This window comes from Thioclava litoralis, assembly GCF_045278885.1.
Classification (GTDB): Bacteria; Pseudomonadota; Alphaproteobacteria; order Rhodobacterales; family Rhodobacteraceae; genus Thioclava; species Thioclava litoralis.
The window spans coordinates 1,264,067-1,284,880 of the sequence record NZ_CP135443.1 but is presented as its reverse complement, the minus strand read 5'-3'; the positions used below and the strand labels follow the sequence as shown (position 1 = coordinate 1,284,880).

Sequence of the window (20,814 nt, the reverse complement as noted above, 5' to 3'; positions counted from 1 at the left end):
GACGTTGGGCGCGAAACAGAGGATATCTTTCATGAGTCGCCTAGAGACCCTGTCACGTATTGCCGTCATCTTTTTAGGGGCGGTCGGCGTTGTCTTCGCGCTCGTACAGGTGGAAAGCATCTTTGCCCCGATGATCCTTGCACTGGTCGCGGGCATCGTTCTTTCACCCGTTTCCGACACATGGGAGAAAATGGGGTTCTCGCCCGTCTGGGGGGCGCTGACTTCGCTAATCTTCTCATTGCTGATCGTGGCGATGATTGTCCTGATTTTCCAGCCTCTGGTCTATCAGATCGTGGATCAGGCCCCGAAGGTCTGGCAGGATATGCGCTCGACCATCGACAGCTATAAAAGCGCCATCTCCAATCTCAACTCCATGAGCGACCGCATTCAGGAAGCGGTCAGCGATTCTGCGGCCAAGACCGGAGAAGATGGTGGCGGGGTGCAAATGCCGACGCTCTCGGATGCGCTGATGCTAGCCCCTTCGATGTTCGCACAGTTTCTGGTGTTTATCGGCACGCTCTTCTTTTTTCTGCTGACCCGCAGCGAAGTCTACGCTTGGGTCGCGCGCCATCTGTCGGAACCGGCGGACCGCGCAACAACGGCCAAACGTCTGCGCGCGGCAGAACGCAAGGTGTCGCGTTACTTCCTGACCATTACCCTGATCAATGCGGGGCTGGGACTGGCAACAGGGCTTGTTCTGACTGCGCTTGGCATGCCCGGTGCGATGCTCTGGGGGCTTGTCGCGTTTCTTATCAACTTCGTGCTCTATATCGGTCCGGCCTGTCTGATCGTGGCCTTGGTCTTTGCAGGCGTCGCGGCCTTCGACGGCTTCTATTCACTTCTGCCCGCAATCCTTTACGCTAGCCTGAACGCGATGGAGGGCCAGTTTGTGACGCCTGCACTCGTTGGCAAACATATGCGCCTGAATCCGCTGCTGGTCTTTCTCTCGCTGATCTTCGGGATCTGGCTCTGGGGACCGGTAGGCGGGATTGTGGCGATTCCGCTTCTGCTATGGGGGCTGGTGCTGGCCGATGGCCTGCCTGAAAGTCAGGCGGAACGGCTTATGGCCACCAAGATCACCGAATAACACCGCGCAAGGCCCCTTGGTTTGGCGCAGCTTCCGCGCTAAACCCTGATCTCCGGTCGAAGCCCACCCGGATGCGTCAAAACAGGGAAGCCCTCATGAAAACCATCGTCATCTGTTCCGGCGGCCTCGATTCCGTCACTCTGGCCGATAAGATCGCCGCCGAACACAGCCTTGTCGGGCTGGTGTCCTTTGACTACGGCCAGCGTCACCGCAAGGAACTGGATTTCGCCGCCCGCGCGGCCCAGCGTCTTGGCGTCAAACATGACATCATCGATATGCGCGGCATTGGCGCTGCGCTGACCGGATCGGCGCTGACCGATGATGTGGATGTGCCCGATGGCCATTATGCCGAAGAGACGATGCGCATCACCGTCGTCCCGAACCGTAACGCGATCATGCTGACCATCGCTTTCGGGATTGCGGCGGCCCGTGGCGCCGATGCGGTGGCCACGGCGGTGCATGGCGGCGACCATTTCATCTATCCCGACTGCCGCCCCGCCTTTACCGAGGCCTTCGAGGCGATGCAGAAACAGGCGCTCGATGGTTATGCCGATGTGTCTCTTTATACGCCCTTCGTCCGCGTGCCGAAATCGGCGATTGTCGAGGAAGGCGCACGGCTGGGCACGGATTTCGCCCAGACCTGGTCGTGCTATAAGGGCGGGGAAAACCACTGCGGGCGCTGCGGCACCTGCGTCGAGCGGCGCGAGGCCTTCGATCTGGCGGGCGTGACTGATCCTACCGTCTATGACGATCCGGATTTCTGGAAAGCTGCGGTGGAAAAAGCGCGCTGATTACTTCGCCTTCGGGCGGAAGGCTTTGATCTTGGCGGGGTCTGTCTCGATATACCCTGCCCCGATCAGATCAAGGCAATAGGGCACAGCGGCGAAAACGCGGTTGAGGCAGGTCGCAATGGCCGAGGGCTTGCCCGGCAGCGTGATGATCAGCGATTTCCCTGCAATGCCCGCAGTCTGGCGCGACAGAATGGCCGTGGGCACCTCTTCCAGCGAGGCACGGCGCATTTCCTCGCCAAACCCCAACAGCTCTTTCTCCATCACATCGGCCACGCCCTCGGGCGTCTGGTCGCGGGGCGCAGGGCCGGTGCCGCCGGTGACAAGGATCAGATCGGCCTCTTGGCCCACCAATTCGCGCAGCTTTTCGGCCACGCTTTCGCGCCCGTCGGGGATGATATGGCGCGAGATGCTTAGCGGCGAGGTCACCACGCCGCCAAGCCAGTCTTCGCAGCCCGGACCGCCCTTGTCTTCATATTCCCCCGCAAAGGCGCGGTCGGAAACGGTGACGATGGCGGCATGGGGCTGCGATTTGCTCATTTTGCCACGCGTGCGTTGCGGGTCGCGATCAGCTTCAGACGCAGAGCGTTCAGGTTGATGAAGCCCGCCGCGTCCTTCTGGTCATAGGCGCCTGCATCTTCCTCGAAGGTCACGTGCTTCTCGGAATAGAGCGAATACTCCGACCAGCGCGCCACGGTGCGGGCCGCGCCCTTGAACAGCATCAGCTTCACGGTGCCGGTGACATATTCCTGCGTCTTGTCGATCAGCGCCTGCAGCGCCTCACGCTCGGGCGAGAACCAGAAGCCGTTATAGATCAGCTCGGCATAGCGCGGCATGATCGAATCCTTCAGGTGGCCCGCGCCAGAATCCAGCGTGATCTGCTCGATGCCGCGGTGCGCTTCCAGCAGGATGGTGCCGCCGGGGGTCTCGTAGACGCCGCGCGATTTCATACCGACAAAGCGGTTTTCCACGAAGTCCAGACGACCGATGCCGTGTTTCTTGCCCAGCTCGTTGAGCTTGGTCAGGATCGAAGCCGGGCTCATCGCCTCGCCATTGATCGAGACGGCATCGCCCTTCTCGAACCCGATCTCGATATATTCCGGCTCGTTCGGCGCGTCGAGAACCGGATCATCGGTGCGCTGGTAGACGTAATCGGGCGCCATATCGCCCGGATTTTCCAGAACCTTGCCCTCGGAAGAGGTGTGCAGCAGGTTCGCATCCACCGAGAAGGGGGCCTCGCCACGCTTGTCTTTGGCAATCGGGATCTGGTTCTTCTCGGCGAAGTCCAGAAGTGCGGTCCGCGAATGCAGGTCCCATTCACGCCAAGGCGCGATCACCTTGATCGAGGGATCAAGCGCATAGGCGGCCAGCTCGAAACGGACCTGATCGTTGCCCTTGCCCGTCGCGCCATGCGCCACGGCATCGGCGCCGGTTGCCTTGGCGATTTCCACCAGACGCTTGGAGATCAGCGGACGCGCGATCGAGGTACCCAGCAGGTAGAGACCTTCGTAAACGGCATTGGCGCGGAACATCGGGAAGACGAAATCACGCACGAATTCTTCGCGCACGTCTTCGATGAAGATGTTTTCCGGCTTGATGCCCAGCATCTCGGCCTTCTTGCGTGCGGGGTCCAGCTCTTCGCCCTGCCCCAGATCGGCGGTGAAGGTGACGACCTCACAGCCATATTCGGTTTGCAGCCATTTGAGGATGATCGAGGTATCGAGGCCGCCGGAATAGGCGAGCACGACTTTCTTGGGCGCGGACATTGACATCTCCCGAGGAACAGATTTTGACGTGGGGATAGAGCGTTTTTTTCTGTGCTACAAGGGGCCGATGGCTTTTAGCGCGTTTCATTCTGTGATCCGGATCCGGCCTACCCAATATCCAATCGACTAAAGCGCCCCTGAAATTTTATCTGCCAAGAAGCTCGTTCATGTATATATCGATCCTGAAATTGTCGCTGCACTTCCTTGCAAACCTCTATCGCAACTACAGATCCATCCTCAAATGGCCGGCTATTCTTTGTCTGATAGCCGTGATCAGTGAGACGATCTTCTACCTCCCGCACGGCTCTGAACCAGCCAGCCTGACCGCCCAGTATATGGCGGGCTTTTATACGATTGTCCTTTTACTTCTGGCCTATACTCATGTTTCGCTTGCACTGCCAAAACTGGCTCTGGAAGGGGTGGTCATGTCACAACCACGCCGAAAGGATGTGCTGGCACAATGTGGGAGGGTCATCACCCTTACCCTGACCTCTGCTGCTTTCGTAGCTGTCACTGTACTCCTCGGCATGGGCACGATTCGAACGCCAATTGGCTTTCCACTGACCTTTTGCCTCATTCTGGCTGTAAGTGGCGTGATCTTTGCCCTTTTCATTCCACTAGCTGGCAGAGCAATCGGCAAAACCGATCACTCCCTCTTGGCGGGCATACAGATCATGAAGCGCACACCCTTTCTGATGATCGGCCTTGCTCTAACCCTTGCACTTGCCAATAATTTTCTGGCTATCCCGATGAGTCTATTGGCGCTCCTGACAGTGGCGCTTCCGGATGAGATTGCATTGGTTCTCCATATTTTGCTTTACAACCTTACCATCGGTTGCTCGACCATTCTCTTCCTTGCAGTGACGACGGCCGCCTATCAACAGCTCTGCCTGCGCAATCGCGTTATTTGACTTGCGCCTTTTTCAACCATGCGTATTCCATGAGCCATGACAGATTTTGCCCTGAACGCCCAAGCCTCCGCCCGCGCGCTGCGCGACCTTTTCGAGCCGACGCCCCTGCTGCGGAACGACTTCCTGTCCGAGCGCTACGGGGCGGATATCTGGCTCAAGCGTGAAGATCTGACGCCCGTGCGCAGCTACAAGCTGCGCGGAGCCTTCACCGCGATGCGCAAACTGCGCTTGGCCGACCCGAGCGCGGATCATTTCGTTTGCGCCAGCGCGGGCAACCATGCGCAGGGTCTGGCCTATGCCTGCCGGCACTTCGGGGTCAGGGGCACGATTTTCATGCCGGTGACAACGCCGCAGCAGAAGATCGATAAAACCCGCAGCTTTGGCGGCGATAACGTCGAGATCGTGCTGACGGGGGATTATTTCGACGACACTCTGGCGGCCAGCCAAGCTTTCTGTGCAGAGGCAGGCGCGCATTTCTTGGCGCCTTTCGACAATAGCGATGTGATCGAAGGTCAGGCGACCGTGGCCGTGGAACTGCTGGACCAGCTTGGGCGCGCGCCAGATTTCGTCACCATTCCGGTGGGCGGCGGCGGGCTGTCAGCCGGTGTCACGCGCTATCTCGGGGCCGCCAGCCCCAAAACGCAATTCCGCTATGTCGAACCTATGGGCGGGCGGAGCCTCCATGCCGCCTTGGAAGCCGGTGAACTGGTCACCCTGCCCCATGTCGACAGTTTCGTAGACGGCGCGGCTGTGGCGCGGATTGGCCAGGCCCCTTTCGAAGCCCTGCGCGACGTCCCCGCAGATCATGTGTTCGGCGCGCCTGAAAACCGGATCTGCCGAACCATGCTGGAGCTTCTAAATGTCGAAGGCATCGTGTTGGAACCTGCGGGGGCGATGTCGATCGACATGCTACAGGACATGCGCGACGAAATTGCCGGCAAGACTGTGGTCTGTATCGTTTCCGGAGGGAATTTCGACTTTGAACGTCTGCCCGATGTCAAGGAACGGGCGCAGCGCTATTCGGGACTGAAGAAATATTTCATTCTGCGTATGCCGCAACGTCCGGGCGCGCTCAAAGATTTTCTGCAGATGCTTGGTCCGCAGGACGATATCGCCCGCTTCGAATATCTGAAGAAATCGGCCCGCAATTTCGGTTCGGTGCTGATTGGCATCGAAACGCGCGATCCGACGAGCTTCGGCAAATTGACCCAGCAGCTTGATCAGGCCGGCTTTACATATCGCGACATTACAGAAGATGCCATTTTGGCCGAGTTTCTGATCTGACGCGAACACCCCCCACCGATCCGCTGATTGGTGGGGGGCTGACGATATCAGGCCGCGCTGAGGAACTCGCCCACGCGGGCCATGAAATCTTTTTTGGACGCCGCATAGATATCGAGAATCGCGGAGACATCCACTTCGGACGACCGGCCTGCCGCAGAAAGCCGTTCGCCCTCTTGGCACATCACGCCAAAAGCACGGAAGCCGAGATTCCACGCAGAGCCTTTGAGGAAGTGCAAATCTTCTTCCAGCTTTTCGGGACGGGTCCCCAAACGCATGACCACACCCTCGACTTCGTCCATAAAGAGCTCGACGACTTCACCGAAGCCATCTGCCCCAATTTCGGATTGCAACTCGGCAACCCGATCCCAATCGATCATCTGAACCTCCACCAAAGGGCAACACCACCAGCGACAAGGCTAGGCAAGAAAACTTGCCAAAAACTTAAGCGCGGAAACTTACTGGGATTTACGCCAAATTAAGAGTGGCTGCGCCAAAGATGGCCATCAGTAGTGTCACGAGGAGCGGAATCGGCTTGCAGGATCCTCTGTATAAGCTTTCGCCGGCCACCCAAACGCCGGACGAGAATGCGCGCCGCAGCGTGCTTGTTGTCGATGACAGCAAAATGCAGCGTCGTATTCTATCGGCGCAGCTTTCACGGTCCGGCTATGATGTCACCGAAGCCGCCTCTGCCGAAGAGGCGCTTGAGATTTGCCAGCAGTTCGAGCCGGATATCGTCATCTCCGACTGGATGATGACCGGCATGTCCGGTGTGGAATTCTGCCGTAAATTCCGTGAAATGCCACGGGCAGGTTATGGCTATTTCATTCTGCTGACATCCAAATCGGAAAAAGCCGAAGTGGCACTGGGCCTGCAAAGCGGGGCCGATGATTTTCTGGCCAAGCCGGTCAACGGCAACGAGTTGCGCGCGCGCCTGCAGGCCGGTGACCGGATCTTGCGTATGGAGCGCGAACTGACGCGAAAGAACCAGCTTCTGAGTTCGACGCTGGATGAGCTGAAAACCGTACATGAAGGTATTCGGCGCGATCTGTCCGAGGCACGGCAGCTCCAGCAAAGCCTTGTCAAAGAAAGATACCGGAGCTTCGGCAGCTCGGAGGTAACGCTCATGCTCCGGCCCTGCGGTCAGGTGGGCGGTGATCTTGTGGGCTTTTTCCCGATCAATGCGCGGCGTGTCGGGCTTTATGGCATCGACGTCTCTGGCCACGGTATTACATCGGCCCTGATGACCGCGCGGCTTGCGGGGTATCTTTCGGGCTCTTCGCCCGATCAGAACATCGCCTTGGTCCTCTCGGATTTCGGGATCTACGAAGGCATGGACCCGGGCGAGCTGGCGACCTATCTCAACAAACTCGTTCTGGATGAAATGCAGACCGAGAGCTATTTCACGATGGTCTATGCCGATGTGGATCTGGTCTCGGGCGAGGTTCTGATGGTGCAGGGCGGGCATCCACATCCCGTCAAGCAACGCATTGATGGCACGATAGAGCTTCTGGGACAGGGCGGCCTGCCTGTGGGGCTGATCGAGGAAGCCCAATATGAGACGTTCTCGACCGTGCTCGAACCCGGCGAAAGGTTGATTCTGATGTCGGATGGCATCACGGAAGCAACCGCGCATGACGGCCAGTTGCTTATGGAGAACGGGCTCGACAGCATGCTGAAGACGCTCTCCAATCTCAACGGCAACGGCTTCCTTGATGCGCTTTACTGGGAGGTCGAGAATTACGCCGATGGCAATCTGACAGATGATGTCTCTGCCGTTTTCTTCGAATTCAACGGCGCGAAGCGGAACGCGGACTGACCCTTCGCGCGGAGGCTTACGGTTCGCGCAGGGCCTCGCGGGATTTGTAGAGCGGCTTGAGCAGATACTGCAGAATGGTCTTCTCGCCGGTATGCAACTCCACCGTCGCCTGCATGCCGGGACGGATTTCCAGATTGCGCTGGCGCTCTGTCAGATCAGACAGATCCACACTCAACGTAACCTCGTAATGTGGCTGCGCATTTGGGTCTTTCTCGTCTTTGAACGTATCGGCAGAGACCACAACCACCTTACCGGTCAGGCTGCCATAGATCGTGTAATCATAGGCCGAAAGCTTGATCGTGGCATCCTGCCCCGCACGAACATTCGCAATATCTTTCGGTGCGATCTGGGCGTCGATATACAACTCTTCGCCTTCGGGAATGATCTGCATGATCTGCTGGCCCGGCTGGACGACACCGCCGATCGTGGTGACCGATAGCTGATTGATGATCCCGCGCATCGGGGCCACCAAAGTGGTGCGGCCCAGTTGATCTTCCGAAAGTTTGAGTTGCTGACGCAGGGTGCCCAGCTTGTTCAGCGTATCCGAATAATCGGAGGCCCGATCCAGCTCGGTTTTGGTAATGATTTCATTGAGCTGGTTCTGCGCATCCTCGAAGGCCTTGCGCGATTTGGTTACCTCGATCAGTGGCGCAACCTGCTTTTCATACATGCGTTCAACAAGGTCACGCTCTGCCTTTGCCTGTGCAACCACGGCTTTCGCCCCCGACACACGGGCGTGATAATCTTCCAGCCGCGCCTCAAGCAGCCCCGATTCCGAGGCGATGATATCGGGCACAAGGCGGATCTGCTCTCTGGTCGGGTTGAAAATCAGCGTATCTTTCATCTCGGCTTCAAGCCGCATCTGGCGGATTTCAAGCCCCGCGATCTGGTCCCGCAAATCATCGGTCTGGGTCTGGTATTGCGTGGCATACAGCTTCGCCAGCACCTGCCCCGCCTCGACATGATCCCCCTCGGCCACATCCAGCTCTGCCAGAATTCCACCCTCGAGGTTCTGGATGATCTGCGGGCGCGACGACGACACGATCTCCCCCGGACCGCGCACAATCTGGTCAACCCAAGCCATTGAAGCCCAAAGCAGAAAGATCGCAAGTGCGATCCCGACCAGCCAGACAGTCATGCTCATCCGTTTGGTGCGGGTAAGGATCACACTGGGGTCGATCGTGGCCATGTCAGGTTCCGGTTTTTGCTTTGGTGAGGTGGGCCAGAACCGCATCACGCGGGCCGTCCACTGCCAGTTTTCCATTCTGCAGGATCAGGGTGCGCGAGGTCAAAGACAGGATCGGCACGCGGTGCGTCGCGATGATCGCAGTGCGACCTTCCAGCCACGATTGCAAGCGGCTGACCAATGTGGCCTCCAGCGTCGTGTCCAAGGCCGAGGTCGGCTCGTCAAGAATGACCACCGACGGATCCTGCAACCAGAGCCGCGCCCAGCCAATGGATTGGCGCTGCCCGACAGACAGCCCCTCGCCACCATCGCGCAGGGTCAGGTCCAGCCCCTTCGGATGGCTACGCACAAACGGCCCAAGCCCTGCAAAATCCAGCGCCTCATAGAGGCGGGCATCATCGCGTTCCAGCTGGGTCAGGTTCAGGTTTTCCCGCAAGGACCCCGCAAACAACCGGACATCCTGACTGAGATAGCCCAGAGAGCGGCGCAGATCGCGCGGATGGAGCTGGCCGATATCGATCCCGTCCAGCAAAATCCGCCCCGCTTGCGGATCATAAAGCCCCGCCATCAGCTTCAGGAGCGTCGACTTGCCGGACCCGTTAGTGCCCAGCACGGCAACCTTCTGCCCCGGAGGGATCTTCAGGTTGGGAATATCCAGCGTCAGGGAGCTGTCCTGATCATATTGGAAATTCACATGGCGCATCTCGTATTCGCCCCGCACCTGCTCGGTGCGCAGATAGGAACGATCATCGGCCTGAGCCTGATCGGATTCGATGATCGCATCCAGCCCGTCCAGCGCATGTTTGACATTCGACCAGCGTGACAGCGTGCCTGCAAGCTGGGTCAGGGGCGACAGTGTGCGCGAGGTCAGGATCCCGATGGCAATGATCGACCCGACCGTAAAATCGCCCGAAAACACCTTATAGGTCCCGATCACCACGGCGGTGATATAGGTGCCCTGCTGGACCATCTGCGCCCAATAGGTCAGGGCCGCAGCCAGCTTGCGCTGTTCGGAGGATTTGATCGCAGACAGGGTGATCAGCTCTTCCCAGATCCGTTTGAACCGGTCCGCCCCGCGTGACGTGGCCACGGTTTCATGCTCGTAGATCGCTTCGTGCAGCAGACGGGACGCGCGCACCGAGGCGCCTTGGGTTGCTTCGGTCAGGCGGATCATCTTGCGCTGGAACAACAGCCCCGGCAGCACCATCAGGACCGCCCCCGCCAGAAGAACCCAGATCAGCGAGCCGCCGATAGAGGCCACCAGAAACAGGAAAACGAACACGAAAGGCACGTCCGCCAGCGTGCCGATGGTCGAGGCAGTGAAAAACTCGCGGACCGAGGAAAACTCGCGCATGGCCGAGAAAAGCTGGCTGGGCGAGCGTTTACCCGGCGCGACCTTCATGCCCAGCAGCCGTTCCATCAGCAATTGCTGGACCGATAGCTCGATCTTGCGACCTGCCATATCCATCAAGCCCGAGCGCGCGACCTTCAACGCCATCTCGAGACCAAGCGCCAGAAACGCGCCCAGAGCCAGAACCCAAAGCGTGGCCGTCGACTGGTGCGGGATCACACGGTCATAGACCTGCAGGCTGAACAGCGCCACGGCCACCGCCAGAAGGTTCGCGAAAAGCGACCCGACCGCCACCTCGACAAAAGCACGGCGCTGTTTATGGAACGCCCCCCAGAACCAGTGCTCGCGCTCGGACGAAATCTTGTGGCGGTCCTCAAGCTGTTTGAGCGAGGTCCGCGCACGGATCACGGTGCCGGTAAAGAAGCTGACAAATTCGCCCACCGGCACTTCGGCGCGCTGGTCCTTACAGGTTTTGTCATAGACGAACAGCGTCTGGCCATCCTGCCCGATGACCAGAACCATCTGGCCATTGCTCATCTGCGCCAGTGCGGGCCATTGATCGGGCGTGATCGAGGGGATCTTCTCGACCGAAGACACAAGCCCCGCCACCCGCAGAACAGCCGCAATATGCTCGGGCTTGATCTCGGCGGCCTCCTTGGCATCGCCGGTCAGCGCCGCCGTCGCCTCGCCCACCGCGCGTAGCATCTGTTCGAGAATGTCGATGGCCGGAATATCGGCCCCGAGAAGTCCGGCATAAAGCGCGGCCAGCTCGGCACGGGCGCGGGCACGATCCGAGGTGCTCTGACCGGCGGGCGGCTTCGCAACCGGAAGTTTAGGGTCGCCAGCGGCAGGGCGCAGCTCACCATTCGCCCCACTGATATGGGACGCATTGATGTCGAATGCTATGATGCGCTCTGCCAAAACTCTCTACCCTGCTAAATGACGCTCCCGTCGACAAGGAGCCCGTACCGGCGTGCGATTTCTAGCCTTATCAGGGCGATATCGTACTTTTGTCCAGCCAAGTCCTGCCGCATCTCGGCATAATTTTCAAATTGGTTAACAAGCTCCATCAGGCTGCGCCCGCCCAGACGGTACTGCTCGGTGTAAAGCGCAAGGCTCTTTTCCATTTCGGCAACCACATTGGCATCCCGCCCCTGCTTCGCCTCTGCAGCCGTCAGCTTGGATTTCAGCGTCACCACATCCTGATAGGCTTCCTGCCGTGCCTGTTCGACCTGCTGCTGCGCCGATTGGCGCGCCGCATCCAGCGCCTTGAGCTGATCGCCCGTGCCGAAACCGAACCCGCTGCTGGTGCCAAGATTGACCCCCGCATCCGGTTTACCGCTCCCGACAGAGGCGCTGGCCGACAACCCCGGCAACAGCCCCGCACGGCTGATCTTTGCTTCGGCGACGGTCAGGCCACGGTTGCCTTCGGCTTCTTTGACGCTCAGCGCATCGGGCAACGGATCGGGAATATTCAGCGCATCGATTCCCCGCGCAGGCACCGCAGCGCCGCCCGTCATGGACTCAAGCTGCGCAATCTCGGAGCGGGCGGTGTCGCGCAATGCGGCCTCGGTGGCCTGCATATCGATCAGCTTCTGGGTCAGCACCCGCTGCTCGGACATATCCGACAGGCCGCCTTCCACGCGCTGGCGCATGATATTGTCATATTCTGACAGCTTATTGCTGGCCTGCGTGGCCGCAGCGCCCTCGGCTTCGGCCTGACGGGCCTTGATATAATGGGCAAGTGCCGAATAGACCTTGTCGTTGTAATCCGAAGACAGGTTCACCGCTGCCAGTTCGACATCGGCTGCGGCATATTCGCGCTCGGCCCGTTTGGCGCCATTGTCAAACAGCACCTGATCCAGAACGATCGACGTCGCCAGATCCCCCAGCGAGGTCAGGCTGACGCCCGGTTTCAGGGTGGGCAGCCAGTTTTTCGACTTGGCCTGAGCGGTCAGTTTCTTGACGACAAGTTCGGACTGGGCGGCACTTTTCTGGTAGCCCAGAACCGCTTTGGCGACCTGATCATAGGCCCCACCCGCAGGCAGGACAGAACGTCGGGACGCCAGATCGCCGATAATCGCAGAGCTTTGCGCCGTCACACCGGGCGGCTGTTCGGCAAAGCCGTTCTCGGAGGGCGCATAGGCCGACCGGCCAGAGGGAAACGGCGTCCCTCCGCCCAGACAACCAGAAAGAGAGGTCATCACGACACTCAGAAGTGCCGCCCGGACGAGAACCGTCCGGGAATTGCACATATCAGCCATCTACCCGCCTTAGATTACAGAGGTCGTGATGCTGTCATCGACATAAAGCTTCGCATCGCCGTCATCGAGCGTGTAAAGCGTGTAACCATCCATATCGCTTGTGTCGGATTTGGTCATTCCCGAGACACTGACGGTATCATCGGAGTCCCCCTCGATGATCAGCGTGTTTTCCGCACCGGTCAGGGACTGGATCTGGTCGCCGCTGATGGTCAGGTTCACATCCGCCAGATCAAGGTCGATCTTGGAGAAATCGAACTGGTCCAGACCGGCGCGCGACAGATCAAGATTGACCTCGGTTTCGCTGGAAACGGTCAGGGTCGAACTTTCATTGCCTGCCGCATCAACATCCGTCACCGCGAAATAGGTGCTCATGGCCTGCGACGAGAAGGAATAGATGTCCTCGCCCGAACCGTCATTCGCGGCGGTTGCGGTATGCGTCAGCTCGGTCACCGTCCCATCGCCGGAGATTGCCGACACGGTGTAGCTATCAGCCTCGCCATCGGAGTCGGTATAAAGGGCACGCACGGTGCTCGACCCGTTGGTGGACCAGGTGACATCGGGCGCTTCGGGCGCTTCGAGGTCATAGCTGAAGATGCCGGAGGTCGCGGTATCGCCTTCAAGCGTGTTGCCATGTGCATCGACCGCGGTGATCGAATAGGTCGCCGTGCCGGTGCCTGCGGGCAGATCATCGGTGCCGAATGTGGTCGTCCACGTCCCGTCGGCCCCGACCGTCACCGTCTGGGTCGCACCGGTTTCGGTGATCGTCACGGTGATGGTCGACCCTGCCTCGACAGTGCCCGAAATCGCGAACCCGCTGGCCGCTTCGGCGCTGTTCACGGTGTTATCGGCCGTCACCGAGTTGACCGAGAAGTTCTCGACAACCGTATCGAAGACGACATCCAGCGTGGTCGAACCGCTATTGCCATATGCATCCACGGCGGTCACGGTCAGGGTTTCGGTTGCCGCGGCACCCTCGGGCAGGCTATCCGCCGGAACCGTCGCGCTCCAGGTTCCGGTCGCCGAGTTCACGGTTGCCGAAATCTGGCTGCCATCCGCCAGCATCACCGTCACCGATTGCGCCCCGACTTCGACCGTGCCGCTCAGCACAAGACCGCCAGCCCGCTCGGTGGCGTTGACCACGTTATCGGCCAGATCATCATTGGGCGTGCTGGTCGAAACGGTCAGCGTATCCAGAACGGTGTCCACCTTGATCGTCTGGCTTGCGCTGGCCGTATTGCCATAGGCATCGGTTGCGCTCACGCTGATCGTCGCGGCAGAGCTATCGGCAGGCACTTCGGAGGCGCTGAAATTCGCGCTCCAGGAGCCATCGGCACCGGCAACGACCGTGCGCGTGCCCGAGCCGAAGCTGACAGTGACCGTGGCCAGTGCCTCTGCGGTCCCCGTCAGGATCACGCCGGAGGTTTCCGAGCCGCTGATCACGTTATCGCCCATCTGCGTGCTGTCGATGCCCACCGACACCGAGCTATCCACCGTTACGGATTTCGTAGCGGTGGAGACGTTGCCCGCATCATCGATTGCGGTCACGGTCGCCACATAGCTGCCGCTCGACAGCGACGAATCCGTGACAACCGCGCTCCAGTTTCCGCTGGCATCGACCGTTGCATCATAGATCTTGCCGTTGATCGACACGCTGACCGACGTCGCGTCCAGATCGGTCGTCCCCGAAAGGGTGAAGCCCGAAGAGGCTTCTGCCGCGCTGACCACATTGTCAGCGGTCACATTGGCCGAAGAGAAGGATACATTGAGTTCGGTATCGACGACCAGAACATCGTTAAGAACGGTGACGTTCCCGTTCACATCGGTCGCGGTCACCACCATATCCGTCGAGTATTCGCCCGCCGGAAGCTGGTCTTGCGTGAACGTCACGCTCCAGTTGCCATCGGTGTCAACCGTGGTGCTTTGTTCCTGACCGTTGATCGTGACCGTAATCGAGGCCCCGGCCTCGCCCGTCCCGCCAATCGAGATACCGTCCGCATATTCGGCCAGATTCTCAATATCGGAGGTCGATTCCGCACCATAGGTCACTTCGACCGCAGGCGGCGTCATGTCGATCAGGAAATCCGGACCATCAAGGGTGTATTCCGTTCCGCCAGGCGACGTTACCACAACGGTCGAGGTCATATCCCCATCCGACGGGAAGGTATCATCCTCGAAGGTCACGGCCCAGTCGCCATTCTCGTCCACCGTGGTCTCGATCGTCTGGTCCCCCAGCGTCACAACAACGGTCGATCCGGGCTCGCCGGTACCGCTGACCTCGGCCTTGGGATCATCGGTATTGGTGGTCAGCGTGTAATCGGCATCGGGGTCATTGACCGTCGGAATGATGGCATCATCATCACCATCGTCGCTACCACCGGTGTTTTTGTCTTTATCGTCACCTTCATCGTCGCCACCGCCGCTTGCCAGCGCAACCGCGCCCGCAGCCGCCGCACCGCCTGCCAACAACGGACCAAGTCCGAGCAGCGGAGCAAAGCCGGCCATACCGGCGGTATCTTCCTCGACCGGAGCAAGAATGTCGTCGCCATCCAGGAAGGCCAGCTCGTCATTGGGGCTCCACTTGCCGATGATTTCCGGCTCGGAGTAATTGGCAAACAGCACGCCGTCGCCGCTATCTTCCAGATTGACCTGCGTGATCTCGCCATCGGCAGAGATATACAGCGTGTTGGCAGGGGCCTCGAAAAAGCCTGCCAGATCCACAACGCGACCGTCGGTCAGAACGACGTGCAAATCGCCGCCAGCGCGTTCATATTTCAAAATATTCGTTTTGCGCAGATTCAACGAAACCGCGTCGCCGCTCCCGACCTGGATAAAATCGCCAGCACCATCGCCTGCAACCGTTCCACGAGAAACGCCGCCCGTAACATCACGGACGGCAAAGTCCACTGACTTTGCCATGAGTCTTGCTCCGCCTCAAAAAAGATGTGCAGCTCTTTTGACTGCATTTGTTTTTGCTCTCCCAAGCGGTAGCGGATTTTCGCTGACAAGCCTAGTTAAATGTCTCTTAACGTCAATTAATGGCCATACTTATGACGCGAGGGCCACGCATGTGACAAAAATACGCCACATTTTACCTGCTCATTTTCTTGGCATCCGCAGCCCGAAAACCTGCGAAATAAATTGCCGGTCACTTTTAGATGATAGCGTTTCTATAGCCTTATCAATATCTTGCCATACTGCCCTATGCCCTTTTTCTGTAGGGGCACCATAGCAGACCGTCGGTCGCGCAACATGGATCAGGCAGATTTTCTCAGCCCACATATTATAATCTGGCATATAGACGAAACGCCGATAGGCACCGATCCTGCGGATGCCGGAAATACCCCAGCCGGTCTCTTCGCGCACCTCCCGATGCAGCGCCGCAAGCGCCCCCTCGCCGGGATCGATTCCACCGCCCGGAAGCTGAAATTCCGGCACGGGCTTCTCCTGATGGGTAAGCAGCACCTGATCCCCCCGCAGCAAAAGTGCATAGGCACCGGGACGGCGCCTGTAGTGCTGCCCTCGACGCAGCGGCTCTCCGAAACGTGGAATCATGGCAAAGCCCTTTTATATGACACGACAAAATCGCGGGAAATTCCGCGAGGTCTTGGGTTCGCGGCTTGTCGCGCCCATATAGGCAAGGTAATCCCGCTGCCAAGCCAAAGGCAAACCCCCTTCGAGGACCTATATGAGTACGCTATCCCAAATCGCCTGGGACGATACAGTTCTGCCCTTCCAGCTCGACCGTTCGGACATCCGTGGCCGCGTCGCACGGCTGGACGGTGTTCTGGAAGAAGTCCTGAAACAGCATGACTACCCCACCGTGGTCGAGGCACTGGTGGCCGAGGTCGCCTTGCTGACCGCGATGATCGGCCAGACCATCAAACTGCGCTGGAAGCTGTCGCTGCAGGTACGCGGCGACGGCCCGATCCGCATCATCGCCACCGACTACTATGCACCTGCCGCCGAGGGCGAACCTGCCCGCATCCGCGCTTGGGCCAGCTTTGACAAAGAGCGTCTTGACGAGGCGGGCGACGGTTTCCCCCAGATTGGCAAAGGCTATTTTGCCGTTCTGATGGATCAGGGCGAGGGCACGACCCCCTATCAGGGCATCACGCCTCTGGCGGGCGGGTCGCTGACCGCCTGTGCGCAGGCCTATTTCGCGCAGTCCGAGCAGTTGCCGACCCGCTTCCAGCTGGCCTATGGCCGCGCCACCCTGCCCGGTCAGTCCGAAGCATGGCGCGCCGGTGGTGTGATGCTGCAACATATGCCGCCCGCCTCGCCGCTGCGCGCCCCCGAAGAGGGTGGTGCCGATAGCGAAGGGCTGCTGACCGCCGAGGACATCCTTGACGGCGAAGAAGGCGAGAACTGGAACCGCGCCAACATCCTCTTGGACACGGTCGAAGAGATCGAGCTGATCGGCCCGCGCATCCATGCGACCGACCTTCTGGTGCGATTGTTTCACGAGGAACAACCGCGCGTCTTCGATCCGCAGCGTGTGGAATTCGGCTGCACCTGTTCGGCGGATAAGGTGCGCAACAGCCTGTCGATCTATTCGGCCAAGGACATCACGCATATGACCACCGAAGACGGCATCGTCACCGCCGATTGCCAGTTCTGCGGCGCGCATTACGAATTCGATCCGCAGACGCTGGGGTTTGAAGCCACGAAAAACCCCGATGGCACCCCGGTCGAGGCCAAGGATGAGTGATCTTTCGTCCCGGTTACAGGCCGCTCTGGCCCGACCGGGGCGACCCTCTTCGGATTACGATCTGAACGAGGGGATCTCCCTGCCTGCGGGGCGCGTACTGCGCCCTGCGGCTGTGCTGGTGGCGTTCGAAGACACGCCCTTCGGGCCGCAGCTCTATCTGACAAAACGCGCCTCCCATCTGAAGCACCACCCGGGCCAGATTGCCTTTCCGGGCGGTAAGGTGGATGCGGGCGACCGCGATCCTGTGGCCGCCGCCCTACGCGAAGCCCGCGAGGAAATCGGCCTGCCTTCGGAAAATGTGCAGATCCTTGGCCACCTTGACCCGCATGAAACCGTCACCAGCTTCTCGATGGTTCCGGTTCTGGCCCGGATCACGACCCCGTTCCGCCCCGCCCTCGAACCGGGCGAGGTGGATGAGGTGTTTACCGTGCCTCTGCACCATATCGCCAATCCTGCGAATTTCCGCCTTGAGGGGCGGCGCTGGCGTGGCACGTGGCGGCACTATTACGCCGCCCCCTATGGCCCCTACTATATCTGGGGCGCTACGGCGCGGATCCTGCGCTCTTTGGCAGACAGGCTGACCCCGTCATGAAACTGACGGATGACTGGCTGACAGCCCCTGCCACACAGGCCGTAATGCAGATGCTTGAAACAGCCGGCCATCAGGCGTTCTTTGTCGGTGGCTGTGTGCGCAATGCCGCCTTGGGTGCACCGGTCAGCGATCTGGATATTGCCACCGATGCGCCGCCACAAAGCGTGATCACACTCGCCAATGCCGCTGGTCTGAAACCCATTCCCACGGGCATAGAACACGGCACGGTGACAGTGGTCTCGGACCATATCCCGCATGAAATCACCACCTTCCGCCGCGACGAGGAGACCGATGGCCGCCACGCTCTGGTTGCCTTTTCCACGGATATTGCCGAGGATGCGGCGCGGCGCGATTTCACGATGAACGCCCTTTACGCACGCTCGGATGGCGAGGTCCTCGACCCGCTGGGCAGCGGTCTGGCGGATCTGCAGGCGCGTCATCTGCGGTTTGTCGGACATGCGGAAGACCGGATTCGCGAGGACTATCTGCGTATCCTGCGCTTCTTCCGTTTCACCGCATGGTATGGTGCGCCTGAAAACGGTCCGGATGCCGAAGGTCTGGCCGCCTGTGCCGCCTTGGCCGAGGGCATTGACGGCCTCGCCCGCGAGCGTATCGGCGCGGAAATGCGCAAGCTTCTGGCCGCGCCCGATCCTGCGCCCGTCATTGCCTCGATGGCGCAAACCGGCATCCTGTCCCGCCTCCTGCCCGGTGCGGATGCCAAAGCCCTGCCCGTGCTGATCCATCTGGAAAACGGGCGCGGCCCCGATCCGCTGCGACGTCTGGCCTGCCTGACATCGCAGCCCGCCACCGCCGCATTGCGCCTGTCACGGGCCGAGGCAAAACGTCTGGCCCGTCTGCGCGAGGCCGCGCAAGACATCGGCAGTCCCACCGAAATGGGGTATCGTCTGGGGGTCGAGGACGGGTGTGATGCATGGCTTGTCCGCGCAGCACTTCTGGAAATGCCGATGACACCCGACTGGCCCGCGCAGATTGCCTTTGGTGCCGCACAGACATTTCCGGTCACCGCCCGCGATCTTTTGCCCGCCTTACAGGGCAAGGAGTTGGGCGATAAGCTGGCCGAGCTGGAAATGCGCTGGATCGGCAGCGGCTTCACGCTGGATCGTGCGCATCTGCTAGGCTGAGCCTGCGCACCGCCCCCCTTGGCCGGACGCACGGCACGGTCTAGCTTGACCTGCAAAAGGAGCATGCTGATGATAAACCCCTTCCGCAAGGCCAGATCCGCCCCACCAACCACACTCGGGCGCTTTCTCTTCTGGTGCCTGAGGGGCGCATGGGGGCTGATCACGGTATCGGCCCTGCTGTCCGCCGCAGCAGGCGCGATGGAAGTGGTCTCGGCATGGCTTCTGGGGCGCGTGATCGACAGTCTGATCTCGACGACGCAGGGCGATATCTGGTCCGACCACGCGCTGATCCTTGGCGGTTTCGTGCTCTTCTACCTGGTGATCCGCCCTGTGGTCTTTGGTCTGTCAACAGCCGCCAACCACCTATTGTTACAGCCGAATATCTTCCCTCAGGTCTTGTCACGCCTGCACCGCCACACGATGGGCCAGTCGGTGACCTTCTTCGATAACGATTTCGCCGGTCGCATCGCCCAAAAGCAGATGCAGACCGCCCGCGCGGTGACCGATGTCGCACAAGGCAGCATAGAGACCGGCATGTTCGCCCTCTCGTCGATCCTCGGCTCGGCAGCCATGCTGGCCGCAATCGACGGTTGGGCGGCGCTGGCGCTGTTGCTATGGATGATCGCGATGGTTCTGGTGATCCGCACCTTCCTGCCGCATGTGCGCGGGCGGTCGAAGGCGCGCGCCTCCGCACGGGCCATGGTGTCGGGGCAGGTGGTGGATACGATCACCAATATCAAGACGGTGAAGCTTTTTGCCAATACCGAACACGAGGACCGCGAGGCCTTGGGCGCGATGGAAAGCTTCCGCGAACGCGCGATCGCCTTCGGACGGGTCTCCACCGGCTACCGGACCGCCCAGATGGCGCTCTCCGGCCTGCTGCCGGTGGTTTTGGTCGGCGGTACGGTTCTGCTCTGGCGTCAGGGCGCGGCCAGTGCGGGGGATGTGGCCGCCGCAGGGGCCATCGCCATGCGGATCGCGCAGATGTCGGGGTGGGTGTCGATGTCGCTGATGCAGATCTATGGCTCGATCGGTGAGGCGGAAGACGGGATGAACACGCTGGCCGCGACCCACGGCCTGACCGACCACCCCGATGCACAGGACATGGGGCGCGCACAGGGCGCAGTATGTTTTGACCATGTCAGTTTCAGTTACGGGCGCAGCGAGGGTGGATTGCAGGATATTTCTCTCGCTATTCCCGCAGGCCAGCGCGTCGGTATCGTGGGAGCGTCAGGCGCAGGGAAATCCACCCTCGTTGCCCTGCTTCTTCGGTTGTATGATACCGAAAAAGGGGCCGTTCGGTTGGATAATACCGATATCCGCACGATCACGCAGGAAAGCCTGCGCCGTCAGATCGCTATGGTCACGCAGGAAACAGCCATGTTCAACCGCTCCGCCCGCGAGAATATCCTCTATGGTCGCCCCGATGCCACCGAACAGGAGATCATCGACGCCGCCCGCGCGGCCGAAGCGCATGATTTCATTCTCGATCTCGAAGACCATAAGGGCAATAAAGGATATGATGCGATGCTGGGCGAACGCGGGGTGAAACTCTCGGGCGGCCAACGCCAGCGTATCGCCCTCGCCCGCGCCTTCCTGAAAAACGCGCCTATTCTAGTGCTGGACGAGGCCACTTCGGCACTGGATTCCGAGGTCGAGGCGCAGGTGCAGGACGCGCTGACCAATGTGATGGCCGACAAGACCGTACTGGCCATCGCCCACCGCCTGTCCACCATCGCCGAGATGGACAGGATCGTGGTCATGGAGAAAGGCCATATTGCGGAAGACGGCACGCATGATGAACTGCTGGCGCAGAACGGCCTCTATGCCCGCTACTGGAACCGGCAGTCGGGCGGCTTTATCGGTGCCGAGGACAACGCGGAAGATGTGGAGGCGGCGCAATAGGCTTTGCCTTGCGG

At 60.1% G+C, this 20,814-nt stretch carries 17 protein-coding genes; 9 read left to right on the top strand and 8 right to left on the bottom strand.

The genetic code is table 11. From position 1 onward, the window contains the following. Positions 1-31: 31 nt before the first annotated feature. Entirely contained in the window at positions 32-1,087 is a 1,056-nt protein-coding gene (locus RPE78_RS06325; protein WP_339108660.1) for an AI-2E family transporter, read from the top strand. Positions 1,088-1,182: 95 nt separating this feature from the next. After that, positions 1,183-1,878, top strand: a complete 696-nt coding sequence (queC, locus tag RPE78_RS06320; protein ID WP_339108659.1) for a 7-cyano-7-deazaguanine synthase QueC — start codon at positions 1,183-1,185, stop codon at positions 1,876-1,878. Here the strand turns inward: queC and mog are convergent, their stop codons facing one another. Next, positions 1,879-2,415, bottom strand: a complete 537-nt coding sequence (gene mog / locus RPE78_RS06315; RefSeq protein ID WP_406721536.1) for a molybdopterin adenylyltransferase — start codon at positions 2,413-2,415, stop codon at positions 1,879-1,881. It lies immediately after the preceding gene. After that, positions 2,412-3,641, bottom strand: coding sequence for an argininosuccinate synthase (locus tag RPE78_RS06310; RefSeq protein WP_406721535.1), 1,230 nt, complete (start codon positions 3,639-3,641; stop codon positions 2,412-2,414). Before RPE78_RS06310 ends, mog begins: the two co-directional genes overlap by 4 nt. A 167-nt stretch (positions 3,642-3,808) precedes the next feature. Here RPE78_RS06310 and RPE78_RS06305 point away from each other — a divergent pair, with 167 nt between their 5' ends. Together RPE78_RS06305 and ilvA are read left to right on the top strand one after the other, a co-directional pair. Then, the gene (locus tag RPE78_RS06305) at positions 3,809-4,552 is read left to right on the top strand and encodes a hypothetical protein (RefSeq protein WP_406721534.1); all 744 of its coding nucleotides are present in this window, start codon (positions 3,809-3,811) and stop codon (positions 4,550-4,552) included. 36 nt (positions 4,553-4,588) lie between these two features. Beyond that, the gene (gene ilvA, locus RPE78_RS06300) at positions 4,589-5,836 is read left to right on the top strand and encodes a threonine ammonia-lyase IlvA (RefSeq protein ID WP_406721533.1); all 1,248 of its coding nucleotides are present in this window, start codon (positions 4,589-4,591) and stop codon (positions 5,834-5,836) included. A 47-nt stretch (positions 5,837-5,883) separates the two neighbouring features. Here ilvA and RPE78_RS06295 read toward each other — a convergent pair whose 3' ends face one another. Beyond that, on the bottom strand, positions 5,884-6,213 hold the full coding sequence (locus tag RPE78_RS06295) for an Hpt domain-containing protein (protein WP_339108654.1): 330 nt from the start codon (positions 6,211-6,213) through the stop codon (positions 5,884-5,886). 155 nt (positions 6,214-6,368) lie between these two features. On the opposite strand from RPE78_RS06295, the gene RPE78_RS06290 reads away from it, so the two are divergent. Then, complete coding sequence (locus tag RPE78_RS06290; protein ID WP_339108653.1) at positions 6,369-7,652, top strand: SpoIIE family protein phosphatase; 1,284 nt, start codon at positions 6,369-6,371, stop codon at positions 7,650-7,652. A gap of 16 nt (positions 7,653-7,668) precedes the next feature. Here RPE78_RS06290 and RPE78_RS06285 read toward each other — a convergent pair whose 3' ends face one another. From RPE78_RS06285 to RPE78_RS06265, 5 genes are all read right to left on the bottom strand, one after another. Further along, complete coding sequence (locus RPE78_RS06285) at positions 7,669-8,841, bottom strand: HlyD family type I secretion periplasmic adaptor subunit (protein ID WP_339108652.1); 1,173 nt, start codon at positions 8,839-8,841, stop codon at positions 7,669-7,671. A gap of 1 nt (position 8,842) precedes the next feature. After that, positions 8,843-11,047, bottom strand: coding sequence for an ATP-binding cassette domain-containing protein (locus tag RPE78_RS06280; protein ID WP_406721624.1), 2,205 nt, complete (start codon positions 11,045-11,047; stop codon positions 8,843-8,845). 77 nt (positions 11,048-11,124) lie between these two features. After that, complete coding sequence (locus RPE78_RS06275) at positions 11,125-12,393, bottom strand: TolC family protein (RefSeq protein ID WP_339108650.1); 1,269 nt, start codon at positions 12,391-12,393, stop codon at positions 11,125-11,127. Between the two features lie 69 nt (positions 12,394-12,462). After that, a complete protein-coding gene (locus RPE78_RS06270; protein WP_406721532.1) occupies positions 12,463-15,369 on the bottom strand; it encodes an Ig-like domain-containing protein in 2,907 nt (968 codons plus the stop codon). Between the two features lie 180 nt (positions 15,370-15,549). After that, positions 15,550-16,005 (bottom strand): NUDIX domain-containing protein, encoded by a 456-nt coding sequence (locus RPE78_RS06265; RefSeq protein ID WP_406721531.1) that lies wholly within the window; start codon positions 16,003-16,005, stop codon positions 15,550-15,552. 133 nt (positions 16,006-16,138) lie between these two features. Between RPE78_RS06265 and RPE78_RS06260 the strand changes: the two genes are divergently transcribed. From RPE78_RS06260 to RPE78_RS06245, 4 genes are all read left to right on the top strand, one after another. Beyond that, positions 16,139-17,161: an Hsp33 family molecular chaperone HslO gene (locus tag RPE78_RS06260; RefSeq protein ID WP_406721530.1), complete on the top strand. Its 1,023-nt coding sequence runs from the start codon at positions 16,139-16,141 to the stop codon at positions 17,159-17,161. Further along, entirely contained in the window at positions 17,154-17,753 is a 600-nt protein-coding gene (locus RPE78_RS06255; protein WP_406721529.1) for an NUDIX hydrolase, read from the top strand. The genes RPE78_RS06260 and RPE78_RS06255 overlap by 8 nt, the downstream gene beginning before the upstream one ends. After that, positions 17,750-18,895, top strand: coding sequence for a CCA tRNA nucleotidyltransferase (locus RPE78_RS06250; RefSeq protein WP_406721528.1), 1,146 nt, complete (start codon positions 17,750-17,752; stop codon positions 18,893-18,895). Before RPE78_RS06255 ends, RPE78_RS06250 begins: the two co-directional genes overlap by 4 nt. Before the next feature lie 69 nt (positions 18,896-18,964). Next, positions 18,965-20,800: an ABC transporter ATP-binding protein gene (locus tag RPE78_RS06245; RefSeq protein ID WP_406721527.1), complete on the top strand. Its 1,836-nt coding sequence runs from the start codon at positions 18,965-18,967 to the stop codon at positions 20,798-20,800. The last annotated feature ends 14 nt before the right edge of the window (positions 20,801-20,814 follow it).